21 protein-coding genes and 1 tRNA gene are annotated in these 24,984 nt (G+C 57.9%); 14 read left to right on the top strand and 8 right to left on the bottom strand.

Annotated elements, in window-relative coordinates:
• The first annotated feature begins 14 nt into the window (after positions 1-14).
• The 6 genes from mreC (at position 15) to tldD (ending at position 9,062) form a co-directional block, all read left to right on the top strand.
• Positions 15-1,037 (top strand): rod shape-determining protein MreC, encoded by a 1,023-nt coding sequence (gene mreC / locus ACCW71_RS19500; protein ID WP_436374230.1) that lies wholly within the window; start codon positions 15-17, stop codon positions 1,035-1,037.
• On the top strand, positions 1,034-1,522 hold the full coding sequence (gene mreD, locus ACCW71_RS19495) for a rod shape-determining protein MreD (RefSeq protein ID WP_436374228.1): 489 nt from the start codon (positions 1,034-1,036) through the stop codon (positions 1,520-1,522). Before mreC ends, mreD begins: the two co-directional genes overlap by 4 nt.
• A gap of 8 nt (positions 1,523-1,530) precedes the next feature.
• Positions 1,531-2,124 carry a Maf family protein gene (locus ACCW71_RS19490; protein WP_436374226.1) on the top strand — a complete coding sequence of 198 codons (594 nt, stop codon included), beginning with the start codon at positions 1,531-1,533 and terminating at the stop codon, positions 2,122-2,124.
• A complete protein-coding gene (rng, locus tag ACCW71_RS19485) occupies positions 2,114-3,583 on the top strand; it encodes a ribonuclease G (protein ID WP_436374224.1) in 1,470 nt (489 codons plus the stop codon). The genes ACCW71_RS19490 and rng overlap by 11 nt, the downstream gene beginning before the upstream one ends.
• A 147-nt stretch (positions 3,584-3,730) precedes the next feature.
• Positions 3,731-7,552, top strand: a complete 3,822-nt coding sequence (gene yhdP / locus ACCW71_RS19480) for an AsmA2 domain-containing protein YhdP (protein ID WP_436374223.1) — start codon at positions 3,731-3,733, stop codon at positions 7,550-7,552.
• A gap of 64 nt (positions 7,553-7,616) precedes the next feature.
• A complete protein-coding gene (gene tldD, locus ACCW71_RS19475; protein ID WP_436374221.1) occupies positions 7,617-9,062 on the top strand; it encodes a metalloprotease TldD in 1,446 nt (481 codons plus the stop codon).
• Positions 9,063-9,095: 33 nt separating this feature from the next.
• Here the strand turns inward: tldD and aaeR are convergent, their stop codons facing one another.
• Positions 9,096-10,013: an HTH-type transcriptional activator AaeR gene (aaeR, locus tag ACCW71_RS19470; RefSeq protein WP_436374219.1), complete on the bottom strand. Its 918-nt coding sequence runs from the start codon at positions 10,011-10,013 to the stop codon at positions 9,096-9,098.
• A 231-nt stretch (positions 10,014-10,244) separates the two neighbouring features.
• On the opposite strand from aaeR, the gene aaeX reads away from it, so the two are divergent.
• The 5 genes from aaeX to ACCW71_RS19445 all read left to right on the top strand — a co-directional run bounded on the left by aaeX (position 10,245) and on the right by ACCW71_RS19445 (position 15,240).
• Positions 10,245-10,448: a p-hydroxybenzoic acid efflux pump operon protein AaeX gene (aaeX, locus tag ACCW71_RS19465; RefSeq protein ID WP_031375118.1), complete on the top strand. Its 204-nt coding sequence runs from the start codon at positions 10,245-10,247 to the stop codon at positions 10,446-10,448.
• 7 nt (positions 10,449-10,455) lie between these two features.
• The gene (gene aaeA / locus ACCW71_RS19460; protein ID WP_436374217.1) at positions 10,456-11,388 is read left to right on the top strand and encodes a p-hydroxybenzoic acid efflux pump subunit AaeA; all 933 of its coding nucleotides are present in this window, start codon (positions 10,456-10,458) and stop codon (positions 11,386-11,388) included.
• A gap of 9 nt (positions 11,389-11,397) precedes the next feature.
• Positions 11,398-13,350, top strand: a complete 1,953-nt coding sequence (gene aaeB / locus ACCW71_RS19455) for a p-hydroxybenzoic acid efflux pump subunit AaeB (RefSeq protein ID WP_436374216.1) — start codon at positions 11,398-11,400, stop codon at positions 13,348-13,350.
• A gap of 113 nt (positions 13,351-13,463) precedes the next feature.
• Positions 13,464-14,915, top strand: a complete 1,452-nt coding sequence (locus tag ACCW71_RS19450) for an NAD-dependent succinate-semialdehyde dehydrogenase (RefSeq protein WP_436374215.1) — start codon at positions 13,464-13,466, stop codon at positions 14,913-14,915.
• A gap of 55 nt (positions 14,916-14,970) precedes the next feature.
• A complete protein-coding gene (locus tag ACCW71_RS19445) occupies positions 14,971-15,240 on the top strand; it encodes a barstar family protein (protein ID WP_436374213.1) in 270 nt (89 codons plus the stop codon).
• Positions 15,241-15,292: 52 nt separating this feature from the next.
• Here ACCW71_RS19445 and yhcN (ACCW71_RS19440) read toward each other — a convergent pair whose 3' ends face one another.
• The 4 genes from yhcN (ACCW71_RS19440) to argR form a co-directional block, all read right to left on the bottom strand.
• Positions 15,293-15,556: a peroxide/acid stress response protein YhcN gene (gene yhcN / locus ACCW71_RS19440; protein ID WP_436374212.1), complete on the bottom strand. Its 264-nt coding sequence runs from the start codon at positions 15,554-15,556 to the stop codon at positions 15,293-15,295.
• A gap of 97 nt (positions 15,557-15,653) precedes the next feature.
• Positions 15,654-15,920 carry a YdgH/BhsA/McbA-like domain containing protein gene (locus ACCW71_RS19435; RefSeq protein WP_436374210.1) on the bottom strand — a complete coding sequence of 89 codons (267 nt, stop codon included), beginning with the start codon at positions 15,918-15,920 and terminating at the stop codon, positions 15,654-15,656.
• Between the two features lie 94 nt (positions 15,921-16,014).
• Entirely contained in the window at positions 16,015-16,278 is a 264-nt protein-coding gene (gene yhcN, locus ACCW71_RS19430; RefSeq protein WP_436374208.1) for a peroxide/acid stress response protein YhcN, read from the bottom strand.
• A gap of 472 nt (positions 16,279-16,750) precedes the next feature.
• Positions 16,751-17,221, bottom strand: a complete 471-nt coding sequence (argR, locus tag ACCW71_RS19425) for a transcriptional regulator ArgR (protein ID WP_031375110.1) — start codon at positions 17,219-17,221, stop codon at positions 16,751-16,753.
• Positions 17,222-17,650: 429 nt separating this feature from the next.
• Between argR and mdh the strand changes: the two genes are divergently transcribed.
• A complete protein-coding gene (mdh, locus tag ACCW71_RS19420) occupies positions 17,651-18,589 on the top strand; it encodes a malate dehydrogenase (RefSeq protein ID WP_436374206.1) in 939 nt (312 codons plus the stop codon).
• Between the two features lie 46 nt (positions 18,590-18,635).
• On the opposite strand, the gene mscM is transcribed toward mdh, so the two are convergent.
• The 3 genes from mscM to rsgA form a co-directional block, all read right to left on the bottom strand.
• Positions 18,636-21,968: a miniconductance mechanosensitive channel MscM gene (gene mscM, locus ACCW71_RS19415; protein WP_436374204.1), complete on the bottom strand. Its 3,333-nt coding sequence runs from the start codon at positions 21,966-21,968 to the stop codon at positions 18,636-18,638.
• A gap of 14 nt (positions 21,969-21,982) precedes the next feature.
• Positions 21,983-22,882 carry an archaetidylserine decarboxylase gene (asd, locus tag ACCW71_RS19410; protein WP_436374203.1) on the bottom strand — a complete coding sequence of 300 codons (900 nt, stop codon included), beginning with the start codon at positions 22,880-22,882 and terminating at the stop codon, positions 21,983-21,985.
• Positions 22,883-23,053: 171 nt separating this feature from the next.
• Positions 23,054-24,103, bottom strand: a complete 1,050-nt coding sequence (gene rsgA / locus ACCW71_RS19405) for a small ribosomal subunit biogenesis GTPase RsgA (protein WP_436374201.1) — start codon at positions 24,101-24,103, stop codon at positions 23,054-23,056.
• Positions 24,104-24,204: 101 nt separating this feature from the next.
• Here rsgA and orn point away from each other — a divergent pair, with 101 nt between their 5' ends.
• Together orn and ACCW71_RS19395 are read left to right on the top strand one after the other, a co-directional pair.
• Complete coding sequence (gene orn, locus ACCW71_RS19400; protein WP_436374199.1) at positions 24,205-24,753, top strand: oligoribonuclease; 549 nt, start codon at positions 24,205-24,207, stop codon at positions 24,751-24,753.
• 154 nt (positions 24,754-24,907) lie between these two features.
• Positions 24,908-24,983: transfer RNA gene (locus ACCW71_RS19395), tRNA-Gly, on the top strand.
• The last annotated feature ends 1 nt before the right edge of the window (position 24,984 follow it).

Raw genomic sequence — 24,984 nt, 5'->3', positions numbered from 1 at the left:
ATTACGCAGATTATATGAAGCCGATTTTTAGCAGGGGACCCTCCCTGCAATTGCGTCTTTTCCTGGCCGTTGTCGTGGCGATCGCCATCATCATTGCTGACAGCCGTGTAGGGTCGTTTACCCAAATACGCAACTATCTGGATACGTCGGTCAGTCCGTTTTACTTCCTGGCCAATGGGCCACGTCAGCTGCTGGATGGCGTGTCGGAGTCGCTGGCGTCGCGTCAGCAGCTTGAGCAGGAGAACAAAGCATTACGTCGTGAGCTCTTCCTGAAAAACAGTAACCTGCTGATGCTGGGGCAATATAAGCAGGAGAACGCCCGCCTGCGTGAACTGCTGGGTTCACCGCTGCGTCAGGATGAGCACAAGATGGTGACGCAGGTCATTTCGACCGGCACCGACCCCTACACCGATCAGGTGGTGATCGACAAAGGCAGCGTGAACGGTGTCTATGAAGGTCAGCCGGTGATCAGCGATAAAGGGGTGGTCGGCCAGGTGATTGCGGTCGGACAACTGACCAGCCGGGTACTGCTGATCTGTGATGCGTCGCACGCGCTGCCGATTCAGGTGCTGCGTAACGACATCCGGGTGATCGCCGCCGGCAATGGCTGTAATGAAGATCTCCAGCTTGAACATCTGCCGGGCAATACGGATATTCGGGTGGGTGATGTGCTGGTGACGTCGGGCATCGGTGGCCGCTTCCCGGAAGGCTATCCGGTGGGCGTGGTGTCATCGGTGAAAGTCGATACTCAGCGCGCTTACACAGTGATTCAGGCGCATCCGACCGCCGGTCTGCAACGTCTGCGTTACCTGCTGCTACTGTGGGGGGCCGATCGCAATGGCGATATGCCGCTGCCGCAGGATGAAGTGCATCGCGTGGCGAACGAACGTCTGATGCAGATGATGCCGCAGGTGCTACCTCCCGCCGGTGAGATGGGACCGCCTGCGCCCGCCGCTCAGATGGGGCCGCCCGCGCCGTCGACCAGCAGCAGCGGGCAGGGCACAGGCTCATCGCGATCGCGCGGGGGCCAGCCTTGAGTCGCTATCGAAGTCAGGGGCGCTGGGTTATCTGGCTCTCTTTCCTGGTTGCCCTTGTCCTTCAGATCATGCCGTGGCCGGAACAGATTTACATGTTCCGGCCTTCATGGCTGTTACTGATCCTCATCTACTGGGTGCTGGCCCTGCCGCATCGGGTTAACGTCGGCAGCGGATTCGTGCTGGGTGCCATTATGGATCTGATTGCCGGTTCAACGCTCGGCGTGCGCGCGCTGGCGCTCAGTATCATCGCCTATCTGATTGCCTTTAAGTTCCAGTTATTCCGCAACTTAGCGTTGTGGCAGCAAGCGTTAATGGTTATGGTGCTGTCACTGGCGACGGATGTGATTGTCTTCTGGGCTGAATTCCTGGTGATCAACGTTTCATTCCGACCTGAAATTTTCTGGAGCAGTGTTGTCGACGGGATTCTCTGGCCCTGGCTATTCTTACTTATGAGAAAAATTCGTCGTCAGTTCGCTGTTCAATAAGGAAATTTATGGTAACCCTCTATCTTGCTTCCGGTTCACCGCGTCGGCGTGAGCTGCTGACTCAACTTGGCCTGTCCTTTGAGCGCATCGTCACTGACGTAGAAGAGCAGCGTCAGCCAGGTGAAGCGGCAGAAACCTACGTGCGCCGTCTGGCGCACGATAAAGCGCAGGCGGGTGTCAGACTGGCTACGCGCGATCTGCCGGTACTGGGCGCGGATACCATTGTGGTGCTGAATGGCGAGGTGCTGGAAAAACCGCGCGACGCCGATGATGCCCGCGCCATGCTGCGTAAACTCTCCGGCCATACCCATCAGGTGATGACCGCCGTGGCGCTGGCAGATGCATGGCAGGCGCTCGATTGTGTTGTCACCACCGATGTGACCTTCCGCACCTTAACCGCGACCGACATCGACGACTATATCGCCACCGGTGAGCCAATGGATAAAGCGGGTGCATACGGTATTCAGGGCAAAGGCGGAAACTTTGTCCGTAAAATTAATGGAAGCTATCACGCGGTGGTGGGACTCCCTCTGGTTGAGACCGAAGAGTTACTCAACCATTTTCAGTCACTGCGTGCGGTAAGGGGTCAACATGACGGCTGAATTACTGGTTAACGTCACGCCTTCTGAAACACGTGTTGCCTACATTGATGGCGGCATATTGCAGGAAATTCACATAGAGCGCGAAGCGCGGCGCGGCATCGTGGGTAACATCTACAAGGGCCGCGTCAGCCGGGTTCTGCCGGGGATGCAGGCGGCGTTTGTCGACATCGGGCTGGAGAAAGCCGCTTTTCTGCACGCCTCTGACATCATGCCGCACACCGAATGTGTGGCGGGTGACGAGAAGAAAAACTTCGTGGTGCGGGACATCGCCGAGCTGGTGCGCCAGGGGCAGGATCTGGTGGTGCAGGTGGTGAAAGATCCGCTCGGCACCAAAGGCGCGCGGCTCACCACTGACATCACGCTGCCGTCGCGCTACCTGGTCTTTATGCCAGGCGCGTCGCATGTCGGGGTCTCGCAGCGGATCGAAAGTGAGAAAGAGCGCGAGCGTCTCAAAGCGGTGGTGGCGGACTACTGCGACGATCTGGGCGGCTTTATTATCCGCACCGCCGCAGAGGGAATCGGGGAAGAGGAGCTGGCGCAGGACGCGGCTTTTCTGAAACGGCTCTGGACCAAAGTCAGCGAGCGTAAAAAGCGCAACCAGACCCGCTGTCTGCTCTACGGTGAGCTGGCCTTAGCCCAGCGCATTCTGCGTGATTTCGCCGGCGCAGCGCTGGATCGCATTCGCGTCGACTCCCGCCTGACCTGTGACATGCTGGTGGAGTTTACCAGCGAATATATCCCGGAGATGGCTGGTAAGCTGGAGCTTTACAGCGGCAAACAGCCTATCTTTGACCTGTTTGACGTAGAAAATGAGATTCAGCGCTCGCTGGATCGCAAAGTTGAACTAAAGTCAGGCGGGTATCTGATCATCGATCAGACCGAAGCGATGACCACTATCGACATCAACACCGGTGCGTTTGTCGGCCATCGCAACCTGGATGAGACGATATTCAATACCAATGTTGAGGCGACCCAGGCGATCGCGCGTCAGCTGCGACTGCGTAATCTGGGCGGCATCATCATTATCGACTTCATCGACATGAGCAATGAAGATCACCGGCGGCGGGTGCTGCATTCGCTGGAAACCGCGCTGAGCAAAGATCGGGTGAAAACCGGTATCAACGGCTTCTCGGCGCTGGGGCTGGTGGAGATGACCCGCAAGCGTACCCGTGAAAGCATTGAGCATGTACTCTGCCAGGATTGTCCGGTCTGTAAAGGACGCGGCACGCTGAAAACCGTCGAAACGGTCTGCTATGAAGTGATGCGTGAGATTGTCCGGGTACACCACGCCTACGATGCCGACCGCTTCCTGGTCTACGTTTCGCCCGCGGTCGGTGAAGCGCTAAAGACCGACGAGTCTCATGCGCTGGCCGAGGTGGAGATCTTTGTGGGTAAGCAGGTTAAAGTGCATGTCGAAGCGCTCTATACCCAGGAGCAGTTCGACGTCGTGATGATGTAACGCCAGCCCCGGCACGGATTTCTGGGGTGGCGGGTTAAAAATCGCCCTTGTCCGGGATAAAATGCGCGTTTAAACCGCTTTTGCCTGAAGACGGTCGGGTATCAGAACGAACTATCCGTCGTTAACGGAAGACAAGGAGAGGCGAGAGTGAGGCAGTTGCCGAGGATTTTGTTACTGCTGGTGGCGGCAATTATCGTGATTGTCGCGCTGCTGGTCAGCGGATTGCGTCTGGTGATGCCGCATCTCGACAGCTATCGCAGCAACCTTCTGCAATTCATCTCCGATCGCAGCGGCGTCTCCGTCAACGCCAGCCAGTTGCAGGGTAAATGGGAAAATTTCGGTCCCACTTTGCAGGTGCGCGATCTGAAGGTCGATCTGCATCAGAACGGCAAACTCAGCATTGCCCGCATCAATCTGGCCCTCGACGTCTGGCAGTCTCTGCTGCACTGGCGCTGGCAGTTCCGCGATCTGACCTTCTGGCAGCTGCATCTCGACACCCCTCGTCCGCTGCTGGATAGCGACAAAGAAAAAAACAGCTTCCGCCCGGCGCAAATCAACGAACTCTTTCTGCGACAGTTTGACCACTTCGACCTGCGTGACAGTACCATCGGTTTCCGCACCCCTTCCGGTCAGCACGCTGAGCTGGCGATCCCCCGCCTCACCTGGGTGAATGAAAATAACCGCCACCGGGCTGAAGGGGAGGTCAGTTTGTCGAGCTTCACCGGTCAGCACGGCGTGGTCCAGGTGCGACTCGATCTCAACGACAGTAACGGCTTACTCAATGATGGCCGCATCTGGATGCAGGCCGATGATGTCGATATGCGTCCGTGGCTGGGCCGCTGGATGCGGGACAATACCCGACTGGATAGCGCCCGCTTTAGTCTGGCCGCCTGGGTTAACCTGCGCGATGGCGATATTTACGCGGGCGATCTGCTGCTGCGCCAGGGCGGTGCCAGCTGGCAGGGTGAGGCCGGGCGACACAGCCTACAGGTCGATGGGCTGACCGCACACCTCTCTCGCTTCCAGAATGGCTGGGTGGTCAATGTGCCGCAGACCCGCCTCACCACCGACGGCCAGCCCTGGCCTGCCGGGCACTTCTCGCTGTTGTGGCGTCCTGAAGATAAACAGAAGCGCGGGCCAGAAGGACAGGCGGAAGTGCGGGTGCGCGCCACACAGCTGGTACTCAATCACGTCGCGCCGATTATTCCGCTGTTTGCGCCGCTCTCACCAACGCTGTTTGACAACTGGCAGCGGCTACAGCCGCAGGGCACCATTGATGGCCTGGCGCTGGATATTCCGTTGCAGCAGCCGGAACAGAGCCGGTTGCAGGTGAAGTGGCGGGATTTCAGCTGGCAGCACTGGAAACTGCTGCCAGGCATCAGCCGGTTAAGCGGGGAAGCACGCGGCAGCCTTAACAACGGTCAGGTGAGTGTCGATATGGGGACGGCGACCGTGCCCTATGGCGACATGTTCCAGGCCCCGCTGGAGATCAAGCGAGTGACCGGTGCGCTGCGCTGGCTGCGTGACGAGCATGGCCTGACGCTGGCGGGTGAGGATCTGGATGTGCAGGCGCGCTCGCTCTGGGCGCGGGGTGACTTCAGCTACCAGCAAAACAGCGGTGGCGAACCTCGGCTGGATATTCTGGCCGGGATCCGCGTGACCGACGCCGGTGATGCCTGGCGCTATTTCCCGGTGCCACTGATGGGGAACGGGCTGACCCACTACCTGAGTGGCGCGGTGAAGGGCGGTAAAGTGGACAACGCCACGCTGCTGTTTGCCGGTAATCCGGCGCTGTTCCCGTTTAAACATAACGATGGCATGTTTCAGGTCTGGGTGCCGCTGCGCCAGGCGACCTATGCGTTTCAGCCCAAATGGCCAGCGATCGAGAATCTCGATATTGACCTCAACTTCCTCAATGACGGATTGTGGATGCATGCCCCGACTGCCCGGCTGGGGGAGGTTGGTGCGCGTAACGTCAGCGCCGTGATCCCTGACTACCTGAAAGAGAAGCTGATTGTGGATGGCGACATCAGCGGCGAAGGTAAACAGATCGCGGACTATTTTCAGCAAACCCCGCTGAAAGCCTCCCTGGGCGCGGCACTGGAGCAGCTGCAAATCAAAGGCAACGTCGGTGGCCATCTCAATCTGGATATTCCGCTGGATGGCAAGCAGGTGCACGCCCGCGGCAATGTCGATCTGCATAACAATTCGCTGCTGATCAAACCGCTGAAAAGCACGCTCACCGCCCTGACCGGCCGTTTCCGTTATGACAATGGCAATCTGCAAAGTGAGGTGCTGCGGGCGAACTGGTTTGGTCAGCCGATGGGCGTCAGTTTCAGCACGCAGGAAAACCCGGATAACTTCGGAGTCAATGTCAGACTCCAGGGCGACTGGCAACCGGCGAAAATCAGCGAAATCCCGGCGGCGGTAAAACGTCAGCTTAGCGGCCATCTGCCGTGGCAGGGTGAGGTTAATATCACCCTGCCGCATCAGGGCGGTGCGCGCTACGATGTCGATCTGAAAGGGGATGCAAAGGAAGTAAGTAGTCGCTTACCTTCACCGCTCGACAAAAAAGCGGGTCAGGCGATGCCCATCACTATCAAGGCCAGCGGCGACCTGCATCGATTCGACCTCAGCGGCAGCGTGAACGCTGACCAGCGCTTTAACAGCCGCTGGCTGCTGGAGCCGACGCTGCGCGTAGAGCGCGGCATCTGGCTGAACGCGGCGCGGAAAACCCCCGCTCTGCCCGATAGCGCCGGAATGGTGCTGAATCTGCCCGCGCTGGATGGCGAGGCCTGGGTAGCGATGCTGGCGGCAGGCGATGCCGGGGCGATGGGCGCGTCTGGCGGCAGCGATGGGTATCACTCTGGTGGCGTTACCCTGCCAGGCAATATCACGCTGCGCAGTCCGGCGGTGACGCTGGCGGGGCAGCAGTGGAACCAGGTCGAGGCGACGCTGGCACAAAATCCGGCTCAGGTCAGCGTGAAGGCGAAAGAGCTGCGCGGCAGGCTGACCATGGCGGAAAAAGCGCCCTGGCAGGTGAACCTGGATTATCTCTACTACAACCCGCAGTGGGATAACGACGCGGCTAAAGGGGATAACGGGCGCGGCGGAAAAACCCGCACGATTAATTTCAGCCAGTGGCCCGCCTTGCAGCTGCGCTGCAAAGAGTGCTGGGTACTGGGCCAGAAATATGGCGAGATGGCGGCGACACTGCAACCGAAAGGAGATACGTTAGCACTCACTAACGGAATGGTGGATACCGGCAGTTCGCAGCTGAAAATTAAGGGCGAATGGGTTAATCGTCCCGACGATCAGCGCACCTCGCTGAAAGGCACGCTGAAAGGGCCGAATATCAACGACGCCACCAACTGGTTTGGGGTTAACACCCCGCTGCGCGATGCGCCATTTAATATCGATTATGACCTGCACTGGCGCTCGGCTCCCTGGCAGCCCTCAGCGGAGACGCTGAGCGGCACCCTCAAGACCCACTTTGGCAAAGGCCAGATCGCCGATGTGAACACCGGCACCGCCGGCAAAATCCTGCGGCTGGTCAGTTTCGACGCCCTGCTGCGTAAGCTGCGTTTTGACTTCAGCGACACCTTTACCAACTCCTTCTATTTCGACTCAATCAACGGCACCGCCTGGATCGAAAATGGGGTAATGCGCACCGATAACCTGCTGGTGGATGGGCTGGAAGCGGACATTGCCATGCGCGGCAATCTTGATCTGGTCCGGCGTCAGATCGATATGGAAGCGGTGGTGGCCCCGGAAATCTCCGCCTCGGTCGGCGTAGCGACGGCGTTTGTCATCAATCCGGTGGTTGGCGCGGCCGTTTTCGCCGCCAGCAAAGTGCTGGGGCCGTTATGGAACAAAATATCGCTGCTGCGGTATCACATCAGCGGCCCGCTGGATAAACCCGAAATCAATGAAGTGCTGCGTAAACCGCGTGAAACGGATAACAAGTGAATTTGACGCCGTAGCGGAATTACCGCAGGCTATGATTATCTGAGCACATAATGAGTGAGAAACGATGACTCTGAACCTGGTAAGTGAGCAGTTACTGACTGCTAACAACATTAATCAGCAGGACCTATTTTCCCTGTTAGGGCAGCTTTCAGAACGTCGTCTGGATTATGCCGATCTCTACTTTCAGTCCAGCTTTCACGAATCCTGGGTGCTGGAAGACAAAATCATTAAAGATGGCTCATACCATATCGATCAGGGCGTGGGCGTCCGCGCCGTCAGCGGCGAAAAAACCGGTTTCGCCTATGCCGATCAGATCACGCTGAATGCGCTGCGTCTCTCCTCAGAAGCGGCGCGCAGCATTGTGCGCGAACAGGGTAATGGCCGGGCGCACACCCTCTCTGCGGTGATGAACCGCTCGCTCTACCCGGCGGTTGATCCGCTGAGCAGCCTGACGCGCGAAGATAAAATTGCTCTGCTGCATCGCGTTGACCGGGTGGCCCGTGCCGCTGACCCGCGGGTACAGGAAGTGAATGCCAGCCTGACCGGGGTGTATGAGCAGGTGCTGGTGGCGGCGACCGACGGCACGCTGGCCGCGGATGTTCGTCCGCTGGTTCGTCTCTCTGTCAGCGTTCAGGTTGAAGATCAGGGCAAACGCGAGCGCGGCGCCAGCGGCGGCGGTGCCCGTACTGGTTACGCCTTTTTCCTCGCCGATGAAGATGGCGAAGTGCGCGCCGACGCCTGGGCGCGGGAAGCGGTGCGGATGGCGCTGGTCAATCTCTCCGCCGTGGCGGCACCTGCTGGCGCGCTGCCGGTGGTGCTGGGTGCCGGCTGGCCGGGCGTGCTGCTGCATGAAGCGGTCGGTCACGGCCTGGAAGGCGACTTCAACCGCCGTGGCACCTCGGTGTTCAGCGGGAAAATCGGTCAGCAGGTCGCGTCTGAACTCTGCACCGTGGTGGATGATGGCACCCTGGAAGGGCTGCGCGGTTCGCTGGCGATCGATGATGAGGGCGTACCGGGTCAGTACAATATGCTGATTGAGAATGGCGTGCTGAAAGGGTACATGCAGGACAAGCTCAACGCGCGACTGATGGGCGTGAGTCCCACCGGCAACGGACGTCGTGAATCTTATGCGCACCTGCCGATGCCACGCATGACCAACACCTATATGCTGGCGGGCAAATCGTCGCCGCAGGATATTATCGAAAGCGTGGAGTATGGCCTCTATGCGCCGAATTTTGGTGGCGGCCAGGTGGATATTACCTCCGGTAAATTTGTCTTCTCTACCTCGGAAGCCTATCTGATTGAGAACGGCAAAATCACCAAACCGGTGAAAGGCGCGACGCTGATCGGTTCCGGCATCGAGGCGATGCAGCAGATCTCAATGGTGGGTAACGATCTCGCGCTGGATAAAGGGGTCGGCGTCTGCGGTAAAGAGGGGCAAAGCCTGCCGGTCGGCGTAGGTCAGCCGACTCTGAAACTGGATAAGCTCACCATCGGCGGCACCGCCTGATGTGACTCAGACAACCCGCCGCCTGGCGGGTTGTTAATTTTTACGGTGCTGCTGATACTGCTCGGCCACCTGTTCAAAATAGTGGGTCAGATAGTCGATGCAGACCTGCACCTTCAGCGGCAATTTATCCTTCTCCGTATAGAGCGCATAGACCGGGCGCGGATCGGACTGATAGTGCGGAAACAGAATATCGATCTCGCCGTTGGTAATCTCATCGATCACCCACATCATCGGCACATAGGCGATGCCATTGCCCGACTTCAGCCAGCGGATCAGCGTCAGGGAGTCGTTAGTGACAAAACGCCCCTGGGGTGCCAGCCGCGTCACCAGTCCCTCCGGCGCAATCAGTTCAAAATTGTTGTCGGGGCGCACGCTATATTCCAGCCAGACAAAATTATCGATGTCACCCGGCTTTTCCGGCGTGCCGTGCTGCGCCAGATAACTTTTTGCCGCGCAGACCACCATCGGCATCGCACCTAGGCGGCGTGAAAACAGGCTGGAGTCTTTTAACTCGCCCACCCGAATCACCAGATCCAGACCATCAGCGATCAGGTCGGGGGCGGGTACGCCAGTGACCAGATTGACGCTCAGTCCCGGATATTCGCGCAGCATATCGCTGGTCATGCCAGCCAGCACGTTCTGCGCCATGGTGGAGGAGCTGCCAATCCTCAGCACGCCAATCGGCGTGTTATTAAAGGCGTAGAGCTGCTCATGCACCTGGTTGGCTTCCGCCAGCATACGGCGACAGCCCTGATAATAGATTTTGCCCGCTTCTGTCAGTCCGATACTGCGGGTACTGCGATTAAGCAGCTTAACCTGTAACGCATCTTCCAGCTTCGCCACAATCTGGCTGATTGAGGAGACGCTCAGATGAAGCTGGCGTGCCGCAGCGGTAAACGAACCCAGTTCGACCACTCTGGCGAAAACGGACATGCCTTTCAGTCGTTCCATTATTTACTCTGGCTTAAAAGTGATTTAGATCACATTCTGTAGAAAACGTATAGTCATGCACGTTATTATAAGCGCGCCGGGGTATTTCCCGGTGATTCTTCATTGCCTGATGCCCTCCGATGATACGCTATTATTAAGCCAGCTGCGGTTCGGATAGCGCTGCCTGCGGTGTTGCCGTGGCAGCGGATAAGGCAAAGGAGTATCCCGGCAAGGTCGAACTAAGGATTTCTGATGAGTGTGCTTCCGGTATTTGTCATGTTTGGGCTCTCTTTCCCGCCCGTTTTCATCGAATTAATTATCTCGCTGATGCTGTTCTGGTTAGTGAAACGTGTGCTGACGCCGAGTGGTATCTACGATCTTGTCTGGCATCCGGCACTGTTCAATACAGCGCTTTACTGCTGTGTGTTTTACCTTGTCTCCCGTTTATTTGTCTGAGGTTTAAGTGAAAGCACTCATAAGAAAAATCGCGCGCTACGCGATCACCATCCTGCTGGTCATTATCGCCGTGGTTATTATCTTCCGCGCCTGGGTGTTTTACACCGAATCGCCCTGGACCCGTGACGCGCGCTTTGCCGCCGATGTGGTGGCGATTTCACCTGACGTCACCGGACTGATCACCGATGTACCGGTCCACGATAACCAGCTGGTGAAAAAGGGCGATACGCTGTTTGTGGTGGACCGTCCGCGCTATCAAAAGGCGCTCGATCAGGCGCAGGCCGATGTGGAGTATTATCAGGCGCTGGTGAGCGAGAAACGTCGCGAAGCCGCACGGCGCAATCAGCTCGGCACCTCGGCGATGTCGCGTGAGGCGATTGAGCAATCAAACAACGATCTGCAAACCAGCGAGCACCAGCTGGCGAAGGCGGTGGCGACCCGCGATCTGGCGAAGATCGATCTGGCGCGCACCACCGTCACCGCACCGTCTGATGGCTGGGTCACTAACCTGAATGTCTACGAGGGGGAATTTATCACCCGTGGATCGGTGGCGGTGGCGCTGGTTCAGCAGCACTCCTTCTATGTGCTGGCCTATCTGGAAGAGACCAAACTGCACGGTGTGGAGCGTGGCTTCCGCGCTGAGGTGACGCCGCTGGGCAGCAACATTGTGTTGCGCGGCACGGTCGACAGTATCGCGGCGGGCGTCACCAACAGCAGCAGCTCGGTCGACAGCAAAGGCATGGCCACGGTCGACTCCAACCTGGAGTGGGTCCGTCTGGCGCAGCGGGTGCCGGTGCGCATCCGGCTGGATCAGCAGCCTGGCAACCGCTTCCCGGCGGGTACCACGGCGACCGTGGTGATCACCGGCCAGGCCGATCGTCAGCCTGAGCAGGTCTCGCCGATGGTGCGGCTGTTCAATCGCCTGCGTGAGTTTGGTTAAGAGGGCGATATGATTGAGTTCCTGCGTTTCCCGGTAAAGCTCACCTTCGCGCTGGTGTTAGCGCTGATGGTGGGCTTTCATCTCAACCTTGAAACGCCGCGCTGGGCGGTGATGACCGCCGGTATCGTGGCTGGTGGCACCGCTTTCGCCGCCGGTGGCGACCCTTACTCCGGGGCGTTACGCTACCGCGGTCTGCTGCGTATTATCGGAACCTTTATCGGCTGTATCGCCGCGCTGACCATCATGATCGCCACGGTGCGCGCGCCGGTGGTGATGCTGCTGCTCTGCTGCATCTGGGCGGGCTTGTGCGTCTGGCTCTCTTCGCTGATCAAAGTGGAAAACTCCTACGCGCTCGGCCTGGCGGGCTACACCGCGCTGATTATTGTGGTCACCGCCGACGCCAATGGCGCGCTGACGCTGGTGCCGCAATATGCGGTTGAGCGATGCAGTGAGATTGTGCTCGGCATCCTGTGCGCCATTGTCGCCGACATGATCTTCTCGCCGCGCTCGATTAAAAAAGTGATTGATGCCGAAGTCGACGCGCTGCTGGTGTCGCACTATCAGTTGCTGCAATTGTGTGTCGCCCATGCCGACAAGGAAGAGGTCGATAAAGCCTGGGGGGCGCTGGTACGGCGCACCAGCGCGCTGAACAGCATGCGCAGCCAGCTGATGATGGAGTCATCACGCTGGCAGAACAGCAACCGCCGTTTGCAGATGCTCAATACCCTGTCGCTCACCCTGATTACCCAGGCCGCCGAAACCTTTCTGATCCAGAACTCCCGGCCTGACTACATTCCGCCGCAATATCGTCTGATGATTGAAAAGCCAGCCTCGACCGTCGAAGAGGTCCACAGGCGGATGAAAGTGATGCGGCGGGTCATCGGCGCCAGTGGCAAATCGACACCGGTGACGCTCTCCAGCTGGGTCGGCGCGGCAACGGAATATCTGTTGCTGCTGAAAGGGATTAAAAGCAACAGCCGTATCACCTCGCTGGAAGAGGAGATTCTGCAACGCGAAGTGGTGATTCAGGCGCGTTCCGCTGAAACCCATCATGCGATGATCAACGGCATCCGTACCTTTGTCGCCACCGCGCTGGGTTCACTCTTCTGGCTCTATACCGGCTGGACCTCCGGCAGCGGCTGTATGGTTATGCTGGCGGTCATCACCGCGCTGGCGATGCGTATGCCCAATCCGCTGATGATGGCGAAAGATTTCCTCTACGGCATGACGGTTGCCGTGCCGCTGGGCGCGCTCTACTTTATGTATGTGCTGCCCGCTACGCAGCAGAGCGCACTGCTGCTCTGCATCGCCATCGGCCTGCTCGGTTTTATTGGTGGCATTTTCATTCAGCGGCGTCAGCTCGGCACCTTAGGGGCGTTGATCGGAACCCTCAACGTGCTGGTTCTCGATAATCCCATGCAATTCCACATTAACGTCTTTCTCGACAGCGTGCTGGGTCAGGTGATTGGCTGCTTTGTGGCGATGATGGTGATTCTGCTGATTCGCGATAAATCGAAGGCGCGCACCGGACGCAAGCTGCTGAACCGCTTTATGTATGCAGCCGTCTCCGCCATGACGACCAACCAGGCGCGTCGGCGTGAGAACCATCTGCCAGCGCTCTATCAGCAACTCTTTCTGCTGCTGAACCTGTTTCCGGGCGATATTGATAAATATCGCATCGCACTGACGCTGATTATCGGCCATCAGCGGCTGCGCGACGCCGACGTGCCGGTCAATGCCGATCTCTCCGCTTATCACCGGCAGCTGCGTTACACCGCCGATCGGATCATCGCCGCCAGCAGCGACGACAAACGGCGCTACTACTTTGAGCGCCTGCTGAAAGAGCTGGAGGTTTATCAGGAAAAACTGGCCCATTACGAAGCACCCGCCAGCGTCACGGAGCCGGTGAAACGGCTGGCGATGATGCTGGATAAGTACCAGAACACGCTCATCCAAATCTGAAACTGGCCGCTGTATCCCGCAGCGGCCCACTCAATCCCCCGCCATCACAAATTCTGTCGTTTTTGCCAACTATACTCTCCTGACGGAAGCGCAAAACCGACAGGAGCGAATCAATGAAATCACTGCAAGAGAGCGAACTGTTCCAGACCGGCTATTTAGCGGAGGGTCAGTGGCACCGCACCGCCAGCACCTTTGACGTCACCAATCCGGCTACCGGCGAGGTCATCGCTCAGGTAGCGAAAGCGGGTAAAGCGGAAACGGAGCAGGCGATTGCCGCCGCCGGGCGGGCCTTTCCCGCCTGGCGGGCACAGACCGCTAAAGCGCGCGCTGAAATTCTTTATCGCTGGTATCAGCTGATGATTGAGAACAAGCACTGGCTGGCGCAGCTGATGACCAGTGAGCAGGGTAAACCGGTGAAAGAGGCGGAGGGGGAAGTTGAATACGCCGCCAGTTTTATTCAGTGGTTCGCCGAGCAGGCGAAACGGGCTAACGGTGAGATCATTCCGCCCGCTAAACCCGGCTCCCGCATTCTGGCGACCCGTGAACCGATTGGTGTGGTGGCCGCCATTACACCGTGGAATTTCCCGATGGCGATGCTGACCCGCAAACTGGGTCCGGCGCTGGCCGCAGGTTGTACCGGCATTATTAAACCCGCCAACAACACGCCACTCTCCGCCTTTGCGCTGCTGGCGCTGGCGAAGCAGGCGGGCGTCCCCGACGGCGTCCTGAACGCCGTGGCGGGCGATACCCATGCCATCAGCGATGCCATCATGGCCAGTCAGGCGGTGCGTAAAATCTCCTTCACCGGCTCTACCGAGGTGGGCAAGCTGCTGATGCGTAATGCGGCGGAGACGATGAAAAAGGTCTCGATGGAGCTGGGTGGCAACGCCCCCTATATCGTGTTTGAGGATGCCGACATTGATGCCGCCGTACAGGGTGCCATCGCCAACAAATTCCGCAATGCCGGTCAGGTCTGCGTCAGCGTCAACCGTTTCTATATCCACAACGCGGTCTATGACCGTTTTACCCAGCAGCTGGCCGCCGAAGTGAACAAGCTCAAAGTGGGTAACGGTATGGAAGAGGGCGTGATTGTCGGACCATTGATTGAAACCTCGGCGGTGGAGAAGGTTGAACAGCACGTTAAAGACGCGGTAGCCAAAGGCGGCAAAGTGCTGGCAGGGGGCGAGCGACATGCGCTGGGCGGTAACTTCTGGCAGCCCACGGTGATTACCGAAGCACATGAAGGGATGCAGCTGGCGCAGGAAGAGACCTTTGGTCCGGTGGCCGCCTGCTTCCGTTTCGACGAGGAGGAGGAGGTGATCCGCCGCGCCAATGACACGCCATTCGGGCTGGCCGCCTACTTTTATACCCAGAACCTGCAACGGGTTTTCCGCGTTTCAGCGGCGCTGGAGAGCGGCATGATTGGCATTAATGAGTGTGCTGTCTCAACCGAGCTGGCGCCGTTTGGTGGCGTCAAAGAGTCGGGTCTGGGCCGCGAGGGATCGGTACTCGGCATGGAAGAGTATCTGGAGGTCAAAGCGCTGCACCTGGGCGGTTTGGGTTAGCGAAGAGGAGCGGGCGGCGCAGGTCGCCCGCGGACGGAGCATGGGAGCCGTCAGCATGAAAACTGAGCGTTTTGATTTTAATGAGATCGTCGACCAGGCCCACTTCTTCCGTCAGTTCAGCGAACGTTTTGCGCTGGAAGAGCGGCGTATCTGCGATCTGGATGGATTATGGGAGGTGGTGACGGGCGCTATCCTGCCGATGCCGCTGGAAATAGAGTTTGTGAATCTGGGGAAGGGACAGCGACGGCGTTATGGCGCACTGATTCTGCTGTTTGATGAAGCGGAAGAGGAACTGGAAGGCCAGCTTCACTTTAACGTCAGATAAAAAAGGCCCCGGCGAGCGGGGCCAAAGGGTTCGTCACTAATCTGACGAGGAATTACTTATAGAGCTGGGCGGTGATGTGGTAGTTGTCACCGGTACGCGCCTCAATCACTTTATAGGCGCTGGCACCCTGCTGTTCCGCTTTCTGTGAAAGCTCAGCACGGTAGTCCATTGGCGCACCCGCGGTACCACTGATGGTCACGGTACCCGCAGGCTGCATATTCTGCGCTTGCTCTCCGGTTACCAGCTGTGCGGCAGATGCGCCGAACGCCATAACAGAAAGCAGGCCGATTGTAGCGATGGTTGTTTTGATTTTCATGTTCTTCGTCTCCTCATTAGATTCAACAACCTGCGGTTAATCGTGACTGCGGGTCGTCGATATTTATCCGACGCCGCTCGGGCGTCGTCACGGTGAATTATTTATAAAGCTCAGCGGTCACATGCCAGGTGTTATCCTGGTTGTTTTCGATGATGCGATAGTGGCTGGCACCCTGGGCGTCCGCCTTACCTGAAAGCACCTGACGGATATTGGTCTGATCGCCGTCACGACCGCTGACGCTGATGGTCTGGTTCATCGATTGCAGATTCTGTGCCTGTTCGTTAGTCACCAGGCTGGCGGCGCTGGCACCCAGAGAGAAAAGGGCAGCCAGGCTCACGAGTGTCATAGCGATAGTTTTTTTCATGATTTACTCTCCTGAAAATGTTTGCCTCACCCCACCGAGGCGCATATCCGCGCGTCAAAAAGCGGGCTGAGGGCGATATTCTGTTGGTCTGAACTTAGTTATACAGCGCGGCGGTGGCGTGGTAGTTACCGTCGTTGTACGCCTCGATCACGCGATAGGCTTTTGCGCCCTGCTGATCGGCTTTGTCACTCAGCTGCTGCTTAATATCCATCGGTGAACCCGCGACGCCGCTGACACTGATGGTGCCGACCGCGTGCAGCTCCTGCGCCTGTGACGCATTGACCGATTCCGCTGCAACTGCGCCAAATGACAGGGCAGAGAGAATGCTCAGAGTTGCGATAGTGGTTTTAACGTTCATTTCTTTTTCCTCGTCGTCTGTTTTTATCTTTCTAGTTAGTGTGATCTGCATCACGAAAAGAAGTATAGAACTAATAACGCCAGAAATTAATACCCGGCTAATAATGTTTTTTTGTGATTCTTTATCCTTATGGCTACTTTTAATAACTTAACGTTATAAAAAGCGGTTGAAAAATGAACTTTTGGCGGGATTTAATTACAAAAACAGTGAGATAGATCAATTTATCTTTTCGTGCGAAAGCGTGCAGAGCAACTGCCCGATCTGCGGGAGAGATCCGGAGCAAGGTGCCAGAGGGATAAAGCCAGCCAGGGCAAAATAGCGGTAAACGCGCAGTGAGGCAGTGGATAAAACCAGGGAGATGCGGCGCTAAGGCCGGCATTCAGCGCGGAAACGCGCGTGTCGGGTCAGGCGGAAGAGATAAGCGAAGAGCCGCTGACGACCCGGCGCGAAAGGGCCGGTCGCCAGTCAGCAATCAGAGTTCCTGTTCAAACAGGTTGAGAATGGCGCCGTGCAGCTGCTTAACCGTGAAGTCGCGCGCGCGGGTAATAAAGATGGTGTCATCCCCGGCGATGGTGCCAAGAATGCCTTCTGACTTTCCCAGTGAGTCCAGCAGACGCGCAATCAGCTGCGCCGCGCCAGGGCTGGTATGGATCACCACCAGCGCATCGTTGTAATCAATGTCCAGCACCAGATTTTTCAGCGGGCTGGTGGTGGTCGGCACGCCCAGCTCGGCGGGCAGGCAATAGACCATCTCCATTTTGGCGTTACGGGTGCGCACTGCGCCAAATTTGGTCAGCATCCGCGAGACTTTGGACTGATTAATATTTTCAAAGCCTTCATCCTGAAGCGCCTGAACAATTTCGCCCTGGGAACTGAATTTTTCTTCTTTTAGTAAGGCTTTGAATGCCTTGATCAGATCGTCTTGTTTTGATGGGTTTCGCATAGGTTACCAATAAATAGAGGGAATAACCGCGCATCCGCCCGCGGCAGAGTGGTGATTATGCATTTAAATGCATTTTTATGCAATCGTTCAATGGGTGAGCAGGGTTCGGGCGGCCAGCGGGCGGCGATAATAGCAAATAAATCGGCTCAGACCAAAACCCCGGTCACAGTGCCGTCAGGCGAAGGTTGCAAAGTTGTTATATTATTGGTGGTGTAGTAACAGAAAACGCACATAGCCGTTCTCTGTCTGACGACGGCATAGTTGTCGGTCATTCAGGTGGTGATGATAAGTAACTTTTGAATCCAGAGATTAAGTGTGAAAACACGTAGAATTAACAGCGGATATTCATCATTGCCTGAGCAGTTGATTAAGGTCTGACACAGATAGAATTTCGGCCCGTCTCTGCCCCACCTTAATAAGGAGTTAAGAATGAAAGTTGCCGTTCTCGGTGCCGCTGGCGGCATAGGCCAGGCGCTCGCACTTCTGCTCAAAACCCAGCTTCCCGCAGGTTCAGAACTCTCACTCTATGACATCGCACCGGTTACGCCGGGTGTTGCTGTTGATCTCAGCCATATTCCAACCGCGGTGGCGATTCAGGGCTTCAGCGGAGAAGACGCGACCCCAGCCTTACAGGGTGCCGATGTGGTACTGATTTCCGCTGGTGTTGCGCGTAAGCCTGGCATGGACCGGGCTGACCTGTTTAACGTTAACGCCGGTATCGTACGTAACCTGATTGAACAGGTTGCCACCACCGCGCCCAAAGCCTTAATTGGCGTGATCACCAATCCGGTCAACACCACCGTGGCTATCGCAGCGGAGGTGCTGAAAAAGCACGGGGTTTACGATAAAAATCGTCTGTTCGGCGTCACCACGCTGGATATTATCCGCGCCAATACCTTTGTGGCGGCGCTGAAAGGCAAACAGCCCGATCAGGTTGAGGTGCCGGTTATCGGCGGTCACTCTGGCGTCACCATACTGCCGCTGCTGTCACAGGTGCAGGGCGTCAGCTTCAGCGAGCAGGAAGTCAGCGATCTGACCAAACGCATTCAGAACGCGGGAACGGAAGTGGTTGAGGCCAAAGCGGGTGGCGGATCGGCTACGCTGTCGATGGGCCAGGCCGCCGCGCGTTTCGGTCTGTCGCTGGTGCGGGCGCTGAATGGCGAGGCGAACGTGGTGGAGTGTGCTTACGTTGAAGGCGACGGCGAATATGCTCGCTTTTTCTCTCAGCCGCTGCTGCTGGGTAAAAACGGCATCGCCGAACGCAAGCCAATTGGCTCGCTCAGCGCCTATGAGCAGCAGGCGCTGGAGGGGATGCTGGATACCCTGAAGAAAGACATTGTCCAGGGCGAAGAGTTTGTGAAGCAGTAACCCACCGCATAACCTGACAACGCCCGGCTCAGCCGGGCGTTTTGCATTACAGGCCGCCAGATTTATAGGCGCGGGCGGCAGGCGTTCCGTTACTGGCGGGCAGTTTCTTACCCAGGGTCTCCATCCGCATCTGGAAGGGCGGGAACGGCATCTCAATACCCTGCTGCTCAAATCCGTTCAGGATCAGCTGATGCAGCTCGTGGCGCAGCGGCATACGGTGTCCCATCTCCGCCGCATGGACCCGCAGTTCAAACAGCTGAATGCCCTGCTGCAAATCGACCAGGAAGGCTTCCGGTGGCGGCGTATCCAGTACGTAGCTACAGCGCTCGGCCGCCTGGATCAGAAGGGTGGTCACCTGCTCACTGTTGACCTTCGCCGGGGCCGGGATGGTCAGCACGACGCGCGTGACCGAGTCCGACAGCGACCAGTTAATAAACTGCTCGGTGATAAAGGCCTTATTCGGCACGATAATCTCTTTGCGGTCCCAGTCGGTAATGGTGGTGGCGCGGGTATTGATGCGGGTGATGCTGCCGGTGAGATCGCGAATCGTCACGGTATCGCCAATACGAATCGGCTTTTCAAACAGAATAATCAGGCCGGAGATAAAGTTGGCAAAGATCTCCTGCAAACCAAACCCCAGTCCCACACCCAGCGCGGCAACCAGCCACTGCAACTTCGACCACTCAATACCGATCATCGAGAAGCCAATCAGCCCGCCAATCAGCAGCAGCAGATATTTGGTCAGGGTGGTGATGGCGTAACCGGTGCCAGGCGTCAGATTAAGATGCTGCAACAGCGCCAGCTCCAGCAGCGCGGGCATATTGCGCACCAGCTGGGTGGTGATAATAAACACCAGGATGGCGATCAGCACCGAACCCAGCGTAATTGGCTGGATCGACTCTACGCCCTGCACCGAGGTGCTGACATCCCACAGCTGAATATTCTCCAGGAAACCAAAAGCCGAATGGATTTCTGACCAGAGCACTATCACCGAAACCAGTGCGATCAGCGTCAGAATGGAGCGCACCAGCCGCAGCGACTGGGCGCTGATAGCATCCAGGTCGATCACCGGCTCCTCAATTTCGATGGTATCGGCGTTCTGCGCGCCTTGCTCCTTCTCCTCTTCACTCTTCGCCCGGTTCGCCAGCATATCGGCGCGGCGCTGGCGGGCGCGGTCAAAGCCCAGGCGACGACGCTGAATCAGCATCCAGCGGCGGATAATGTGATAGATCACCAGCAGCAGGAACCAGATGGCGACTGAGGTCTCCAGGCGGGCCAGCAGCGCCTGCGCGGTGGCCAGATAACCCACGGCAGAGGCGAGGGCGGCCATCAGCGGCATGGCGATCATCAGGTTCCACAACATCCGGTTGACCATGTTCTCGCCATTGCCCTCTTTATCAAGATAGAGCGGAATGCCGGAACGCTTCAGGCTCACGGTGACGATGCTGATCGCGCCGCAAATCAGGATGAAACAGAGGCGGCCCAGCGAGGAGGAGAACTGCCGATCTTCCAGATTGCCAAAGGCGATCAGCAACATAATCAGCGGCACGATCAGACCGATGCTCAGCGAGTAGTAGCGCATGGCGCGCGCCACCCGATTCTGCGGCCAGCGGAAATGCACGATAAACAGGCCGTTGGGACGGGCAAAGGCGGCGCTGATCATAAAGACCCACAGCAGCGGCAGCGTGGCGGTGATGCCATCGCCGATTGCCACGGCGATAGGGTAGGGCCAGGCGTTTTGCAGGCCGTAGCCCAGCGCGCCCCATAACACTGGCAGCGGCAGCGCCACCAGAATCGACCAGAACACGGTGCGGATGGTCAGGCGAAAGCGATCCTGCGTCACCTTGCCGACTTTACTGGCTGAGCGCTCCAGAAAAGCGTTGAAGTGACGACGTGAACTGATGCTGAAGCTCACCAGCAGTAGCGCGCCAATAATCGGCAGCACCGAACTGCGGTTGGTGAACATCATCGCCATCGCTTTGCCAAGCTGACCCAGGGTATCCAGCGACAGCAGACGCGAGAGATCTTTCGCCAGATCCAGCGGGTAACTCAGACCAATCGGGCTGACGTCGGCGGTCCAGAACAGGTAGCGGTGGGTGGCGTCTTTCACTTCGGTCAGCGCATCCTGAAGCTGGGTGTTGCCGACTTTCAGCTTGGTGATCTCCAGGATTAGGGTGTCACAGCCGGAGATCAGCGAGTTCAGCAGCTCACGCTGGGTGCGCAGCTGGGCGTCCAGGATGCGCTTCTGCTCGCTGGTAAAGGGCTGGCCGTCAGCCTGATGGCCTTTGCGTAAGCCCTCTTCGCGCTCCAGCAGATCTTCATAATAGAGCCGCTGTACGCGCAGCTGCGCCATCTCATTATCAATCTGCTGCGACTTTGGCATCTCCGGCAGGCGGGCAACCTGCGCCCGCAGCGCTTCGCCCAGCAGGTTAGAGGCACCCAGCCACTGTGACTGCTCTCGCAGCGTGGAGAGCGCCTGACGCACCTGAATAATCTGGTTGGTGGCCAGTCGCTGCTGCGACGCCACCAGATCCATCCGCTGCGCCTGCTGATTCAGGGCAACGGAGAGTTCACGGTTAACCCGGAACTGATCGCTGATCGACGGCGGCAGATCGCCACTGTTTTCCGCCAGCTGTTCGGTACGGGCCAGCGCCACTTCCGCTTCCCGTTGCCGCTGATCGTTGAGCTGATTGCGCAGCGCCTGCAAATAATCGTCGAGCTGAGCCGCCTTGCGCTGATGCATTTCAGCGCGCATCCGCGCCAGCTCCTGACGGTTGTTGGCGGAGAGCTGCGCCAGTTCCAGTTCATCGACGCGCGCTTTGTCAGCGGCGTTTTCCGCCTGGCGCGCCGCCAGTTGCAGCTGGCCCTGAGGCGTGTTGCTGTTACTGGCTCCCTGCAACCGGCGTTCACTTTCAGTCATCGCCCGGCGCGCTTCAGTCTGCTGCTGGGGCAGCTGCGACAGCGAATCACTGATCTCCCGCGCCCGATCCTGCTCCTGCCGCGCCTGGCGTCCCTCTTCCAGCAACTGGCTGCTGACCTGGAGGATCTCCTGATCCAGATCGGCGCTGCTCATGTTGTTGCGCACGCTTTTCCCGCTGTCGCTCAGCGCGGCGATCTGCTGACGCAGCTCGCGTGCCAGACGCGGAAAGTCATCAATGACCTGCTGATATTGCGCCGCGCGCTCCAGCGAATCATCGCGTTCAGAAAGGAAGTTTAAGGCGGCCTCAATCGACTGGATCTGCTCTGCCTGTGCGGGTGAGCTTTTGGCAGATTTGATCTCTTCCAGCTGCTGCTTGAGCTGGCTGGCGTCAGGAAGGCTGGCTGCGAAGGCCGGGCTGCTGAGCCACAGGCTCAGCAGCAGGAGAAGGATTGAACGCACAGAGGAGACTCAATTTAGTCGACGATAACGCCGGAAACGTCTGTCGCCACCGGCAGCGCAATCGCCAGCGGTTGGCCCAGACGGGTTTTGCTTTCCGCTTCCAGGCTCTCAGCCAGTTTGACCCGGCCTGGCGCGAACAGGTTAATCACGGTAGAGCCCAGCTTAAAGCGGCCCATCTCCTGACCTTTCAGCAGCACCACCGCGCCTTCATCCTCGGCCGCGGGATAGTGCCAGCGCTTAATCACCCCTTCACGCGGTGGCGTGATGGTGCCCGCCCAGACGGTTTCGATGCTGCCGACAATGGTGGCGCCCACCAGAATCTGCACCATCGGCCCGATGTCGGTTTCAAAATAGCAGATCACGCGCTCGTTACGGGCGAACAGGTTGGGAATGTTGCGCGCGGTCAGCGGGTTAACCGAGTAGAGATCGCCTGGCACATAAATCATCTCGCGCAGGATACCGTTGCACGGCATATGCACCCGATGATAGTCGCGCGGGGCCAGATAGGTGGTGACAAACTCCCCCTCGACAAACCGGGCCGCCATCCGCTCATCACCCGCCAGCAGCGCCTCAAGGCTGTAATGATGTCCTTTGGCCTGGAAGATCTGGTCGCCATCGATATGACCGAGCTGGCTGATGGCGCCATCCGCGGGCAGGGCGATCAGGTTGGCGTCGGCATCCACCGGACGCGCATCGTCTTTCAGCGGACGGACAAAAAAGTCATTGAAGGTGCGATAGCTGGCGGTATCAGGCTTGCGCGCTTCCGCCATATCGACTTTATAAAACCAGACAAAGATGTCGATGACCAGTTTGGTCAACCAGCCCCCGCGGCGACTGGCACCCCAGCCGGCGAGTTCAGTCAGCCATTTCTTCGGGAGAATATGATTCAAGCCGAGTTTTAAACGATCAAACACCTTAGCCTCCTGGCTATTTCATGACGTTGATAAAAAAGGGGACGGATTGTAACAGCGCCCCGGCCAGATGGCGACTATACCCGATTTAGGGTACGCCGCGCGTCATCAACCCGCGGCGGCGCTTCCTCTGCTGTGTCAGCTACCCGGCAACGCTATCGCTTCAGGACGCGGTTAGCTTTCGCCGTCAGGGAAATTTTTACGTGTTTTCACCTGCGCCATGCTTTCCAGGATGCGGTGGTAATTCTCGAAACGGGAACGATTGATTTTTCCCTGCTCAACCGCTTCGCGAATCGCACAGCCCGGATCGCTGTCATGTTTACAATCGCGGAATTTGCAATCGCCGAGGTAGGCTCTGAATTCGACAAAACCGCGGGTGATTTGTTCTGGCTCCAGATGCCATAACCCGAACTCGCGCACGCCAGGGGAGTCGATCACATCGCCGCCGTGCGGGAAGTGATAAAGGCGCGAGGCGGTGGTGGTGTGCTGCCCCAGGCCGGAGCCGTCAGAGACCTCATTAGTCAGAATAGCGACCTGCTCCGCCTGGTCGAGGCCCAGCAGGGCATTCAGCAGGCTCGATTTGCCGACGCCCGACTGACCGGCGAAGATACTGACGCGGTCAGTTAACGCCGCTTCCAGTTCGTCCAGCCCATTTTTCGCCCGGCTGGAGACCATTACCACGCGATAGCCGATGTCGCGGTAGATCTCCATCTGCTGATCGACAAAGGCACGTGCCGCCTCATCCAGCAGATCGGTTTTGTTCAGCACCAGCAGAGGCTCAATATCCAGCGTTTCGCTGGCCACCAGATAGCGGTCGATAATGTTTAGTGACAGCTCTGGCAGGATCGCGGAGACGATGATGATCTGATCGATATTGGCCGCGATCGGTTTAACGCCGTCGTAGAAATCGGGGCGGGTCAGGACGCTGCTGCGCTCATGCACCGCTTCGACAATGCCTTTGCCGCCGCTGGTGGCCGGACGCCACAGCACGCGGTCGCCGGTCACCAGCGAACGGATAGTGCGGCGGATATTGCAGCGGTGGGCAACGCCTGCGCTATCCTCAACGTCGGCATGCATGCCAAAACGGCTGACAACGACCCCATCAACAGCTTCACCAAACAGGTTGTCATCCGCTTCGGGACGCTCTCTGCGCTGGTTGAGACGGCGATCGTGGTTAGCGCTTACGCGGCGTTGTTGGCCTTTCGACAGTTTATTTTTACTCACTCACCCTCACAGCGTTAGCCAGATTTCGCCCGGCTGGGCAAAACGTCTATGATACACCCTATTCACCCCGAATGACGACTACAGCAACCGCAGGAAACAGCATGGCAACTGGAAATGAACAGAATCTGATCTGGATCGATCTTGAGATGACCGGCCTCGATCCCACGCACGATCGCATTATTGAGATTGCGACCCTGGTAACGGACGCCAACCTCAACATCCTGGCGGAAGGGCCGGTGATGGCGGTGCATCAGTCCGATGCGCAGCTGGCGCTGATGGATGAGTGGAATGTCCGCACCCACACCAACAGCGGGCTGGTGGCGCGTGTCAAGGAGAGTCAGATTGACGATCGCGCGGCGGAGCTGGCGACCATTGAGTTTCTGAAGCAGTGGGTGCCGGCGAACACCTCGCCCATCTGTGGCAACAGCATCGGCCAGGATCGCCGCTTCCTGTTTAAGTATATGCCGGAGCTGGAAGCGTACTTCCACTATCGCTATCTCGATGTCAGCACCCTGAAAGAGCTGGCGCGTCGCTGGAAACCGGAGATTCTTCCCGGCTTCAAAAAAAGCGGTTCGCACCAGGCGCTGGATGATATTCGCGAGTCGGTGGCGGAGCTGGCTTACTATCGCGAACACTTTTTGCAGCTTTAATCAGCGGTGGGTGCGCAGGAAATCGTCAGGTTGCTGAATTAATCGGCAATCGCGCGGAAAGCGCAAAATTTTGCTTTCAGAGGCTTGCAGCAGCAACGATTTCTCGTATAATGCGCACCCCGTACCGGTGAAGAATTTATTAACGGTACAAGGCGCGGGAATAGCTCAGTTGGTAGAGCACGACCTTGCCAAGGTCGGGGTCGCGAGTTCGAGTCTCGTTTCCCGCTCCAG

Source organism: Pantoea sp. C2G6 (assembly GCF_051336815.1).
Taxonomy (GTDB): Bacteria; Pseudomonadota; Gammaproteobacteria; order Enterobacterales; family Enterobacteriaceae; genus Pantoea.
Note: the sequence above shows the minus strand (reverse complement) of the source record. Positions and strands in the feature narration are given on the sequence as shown.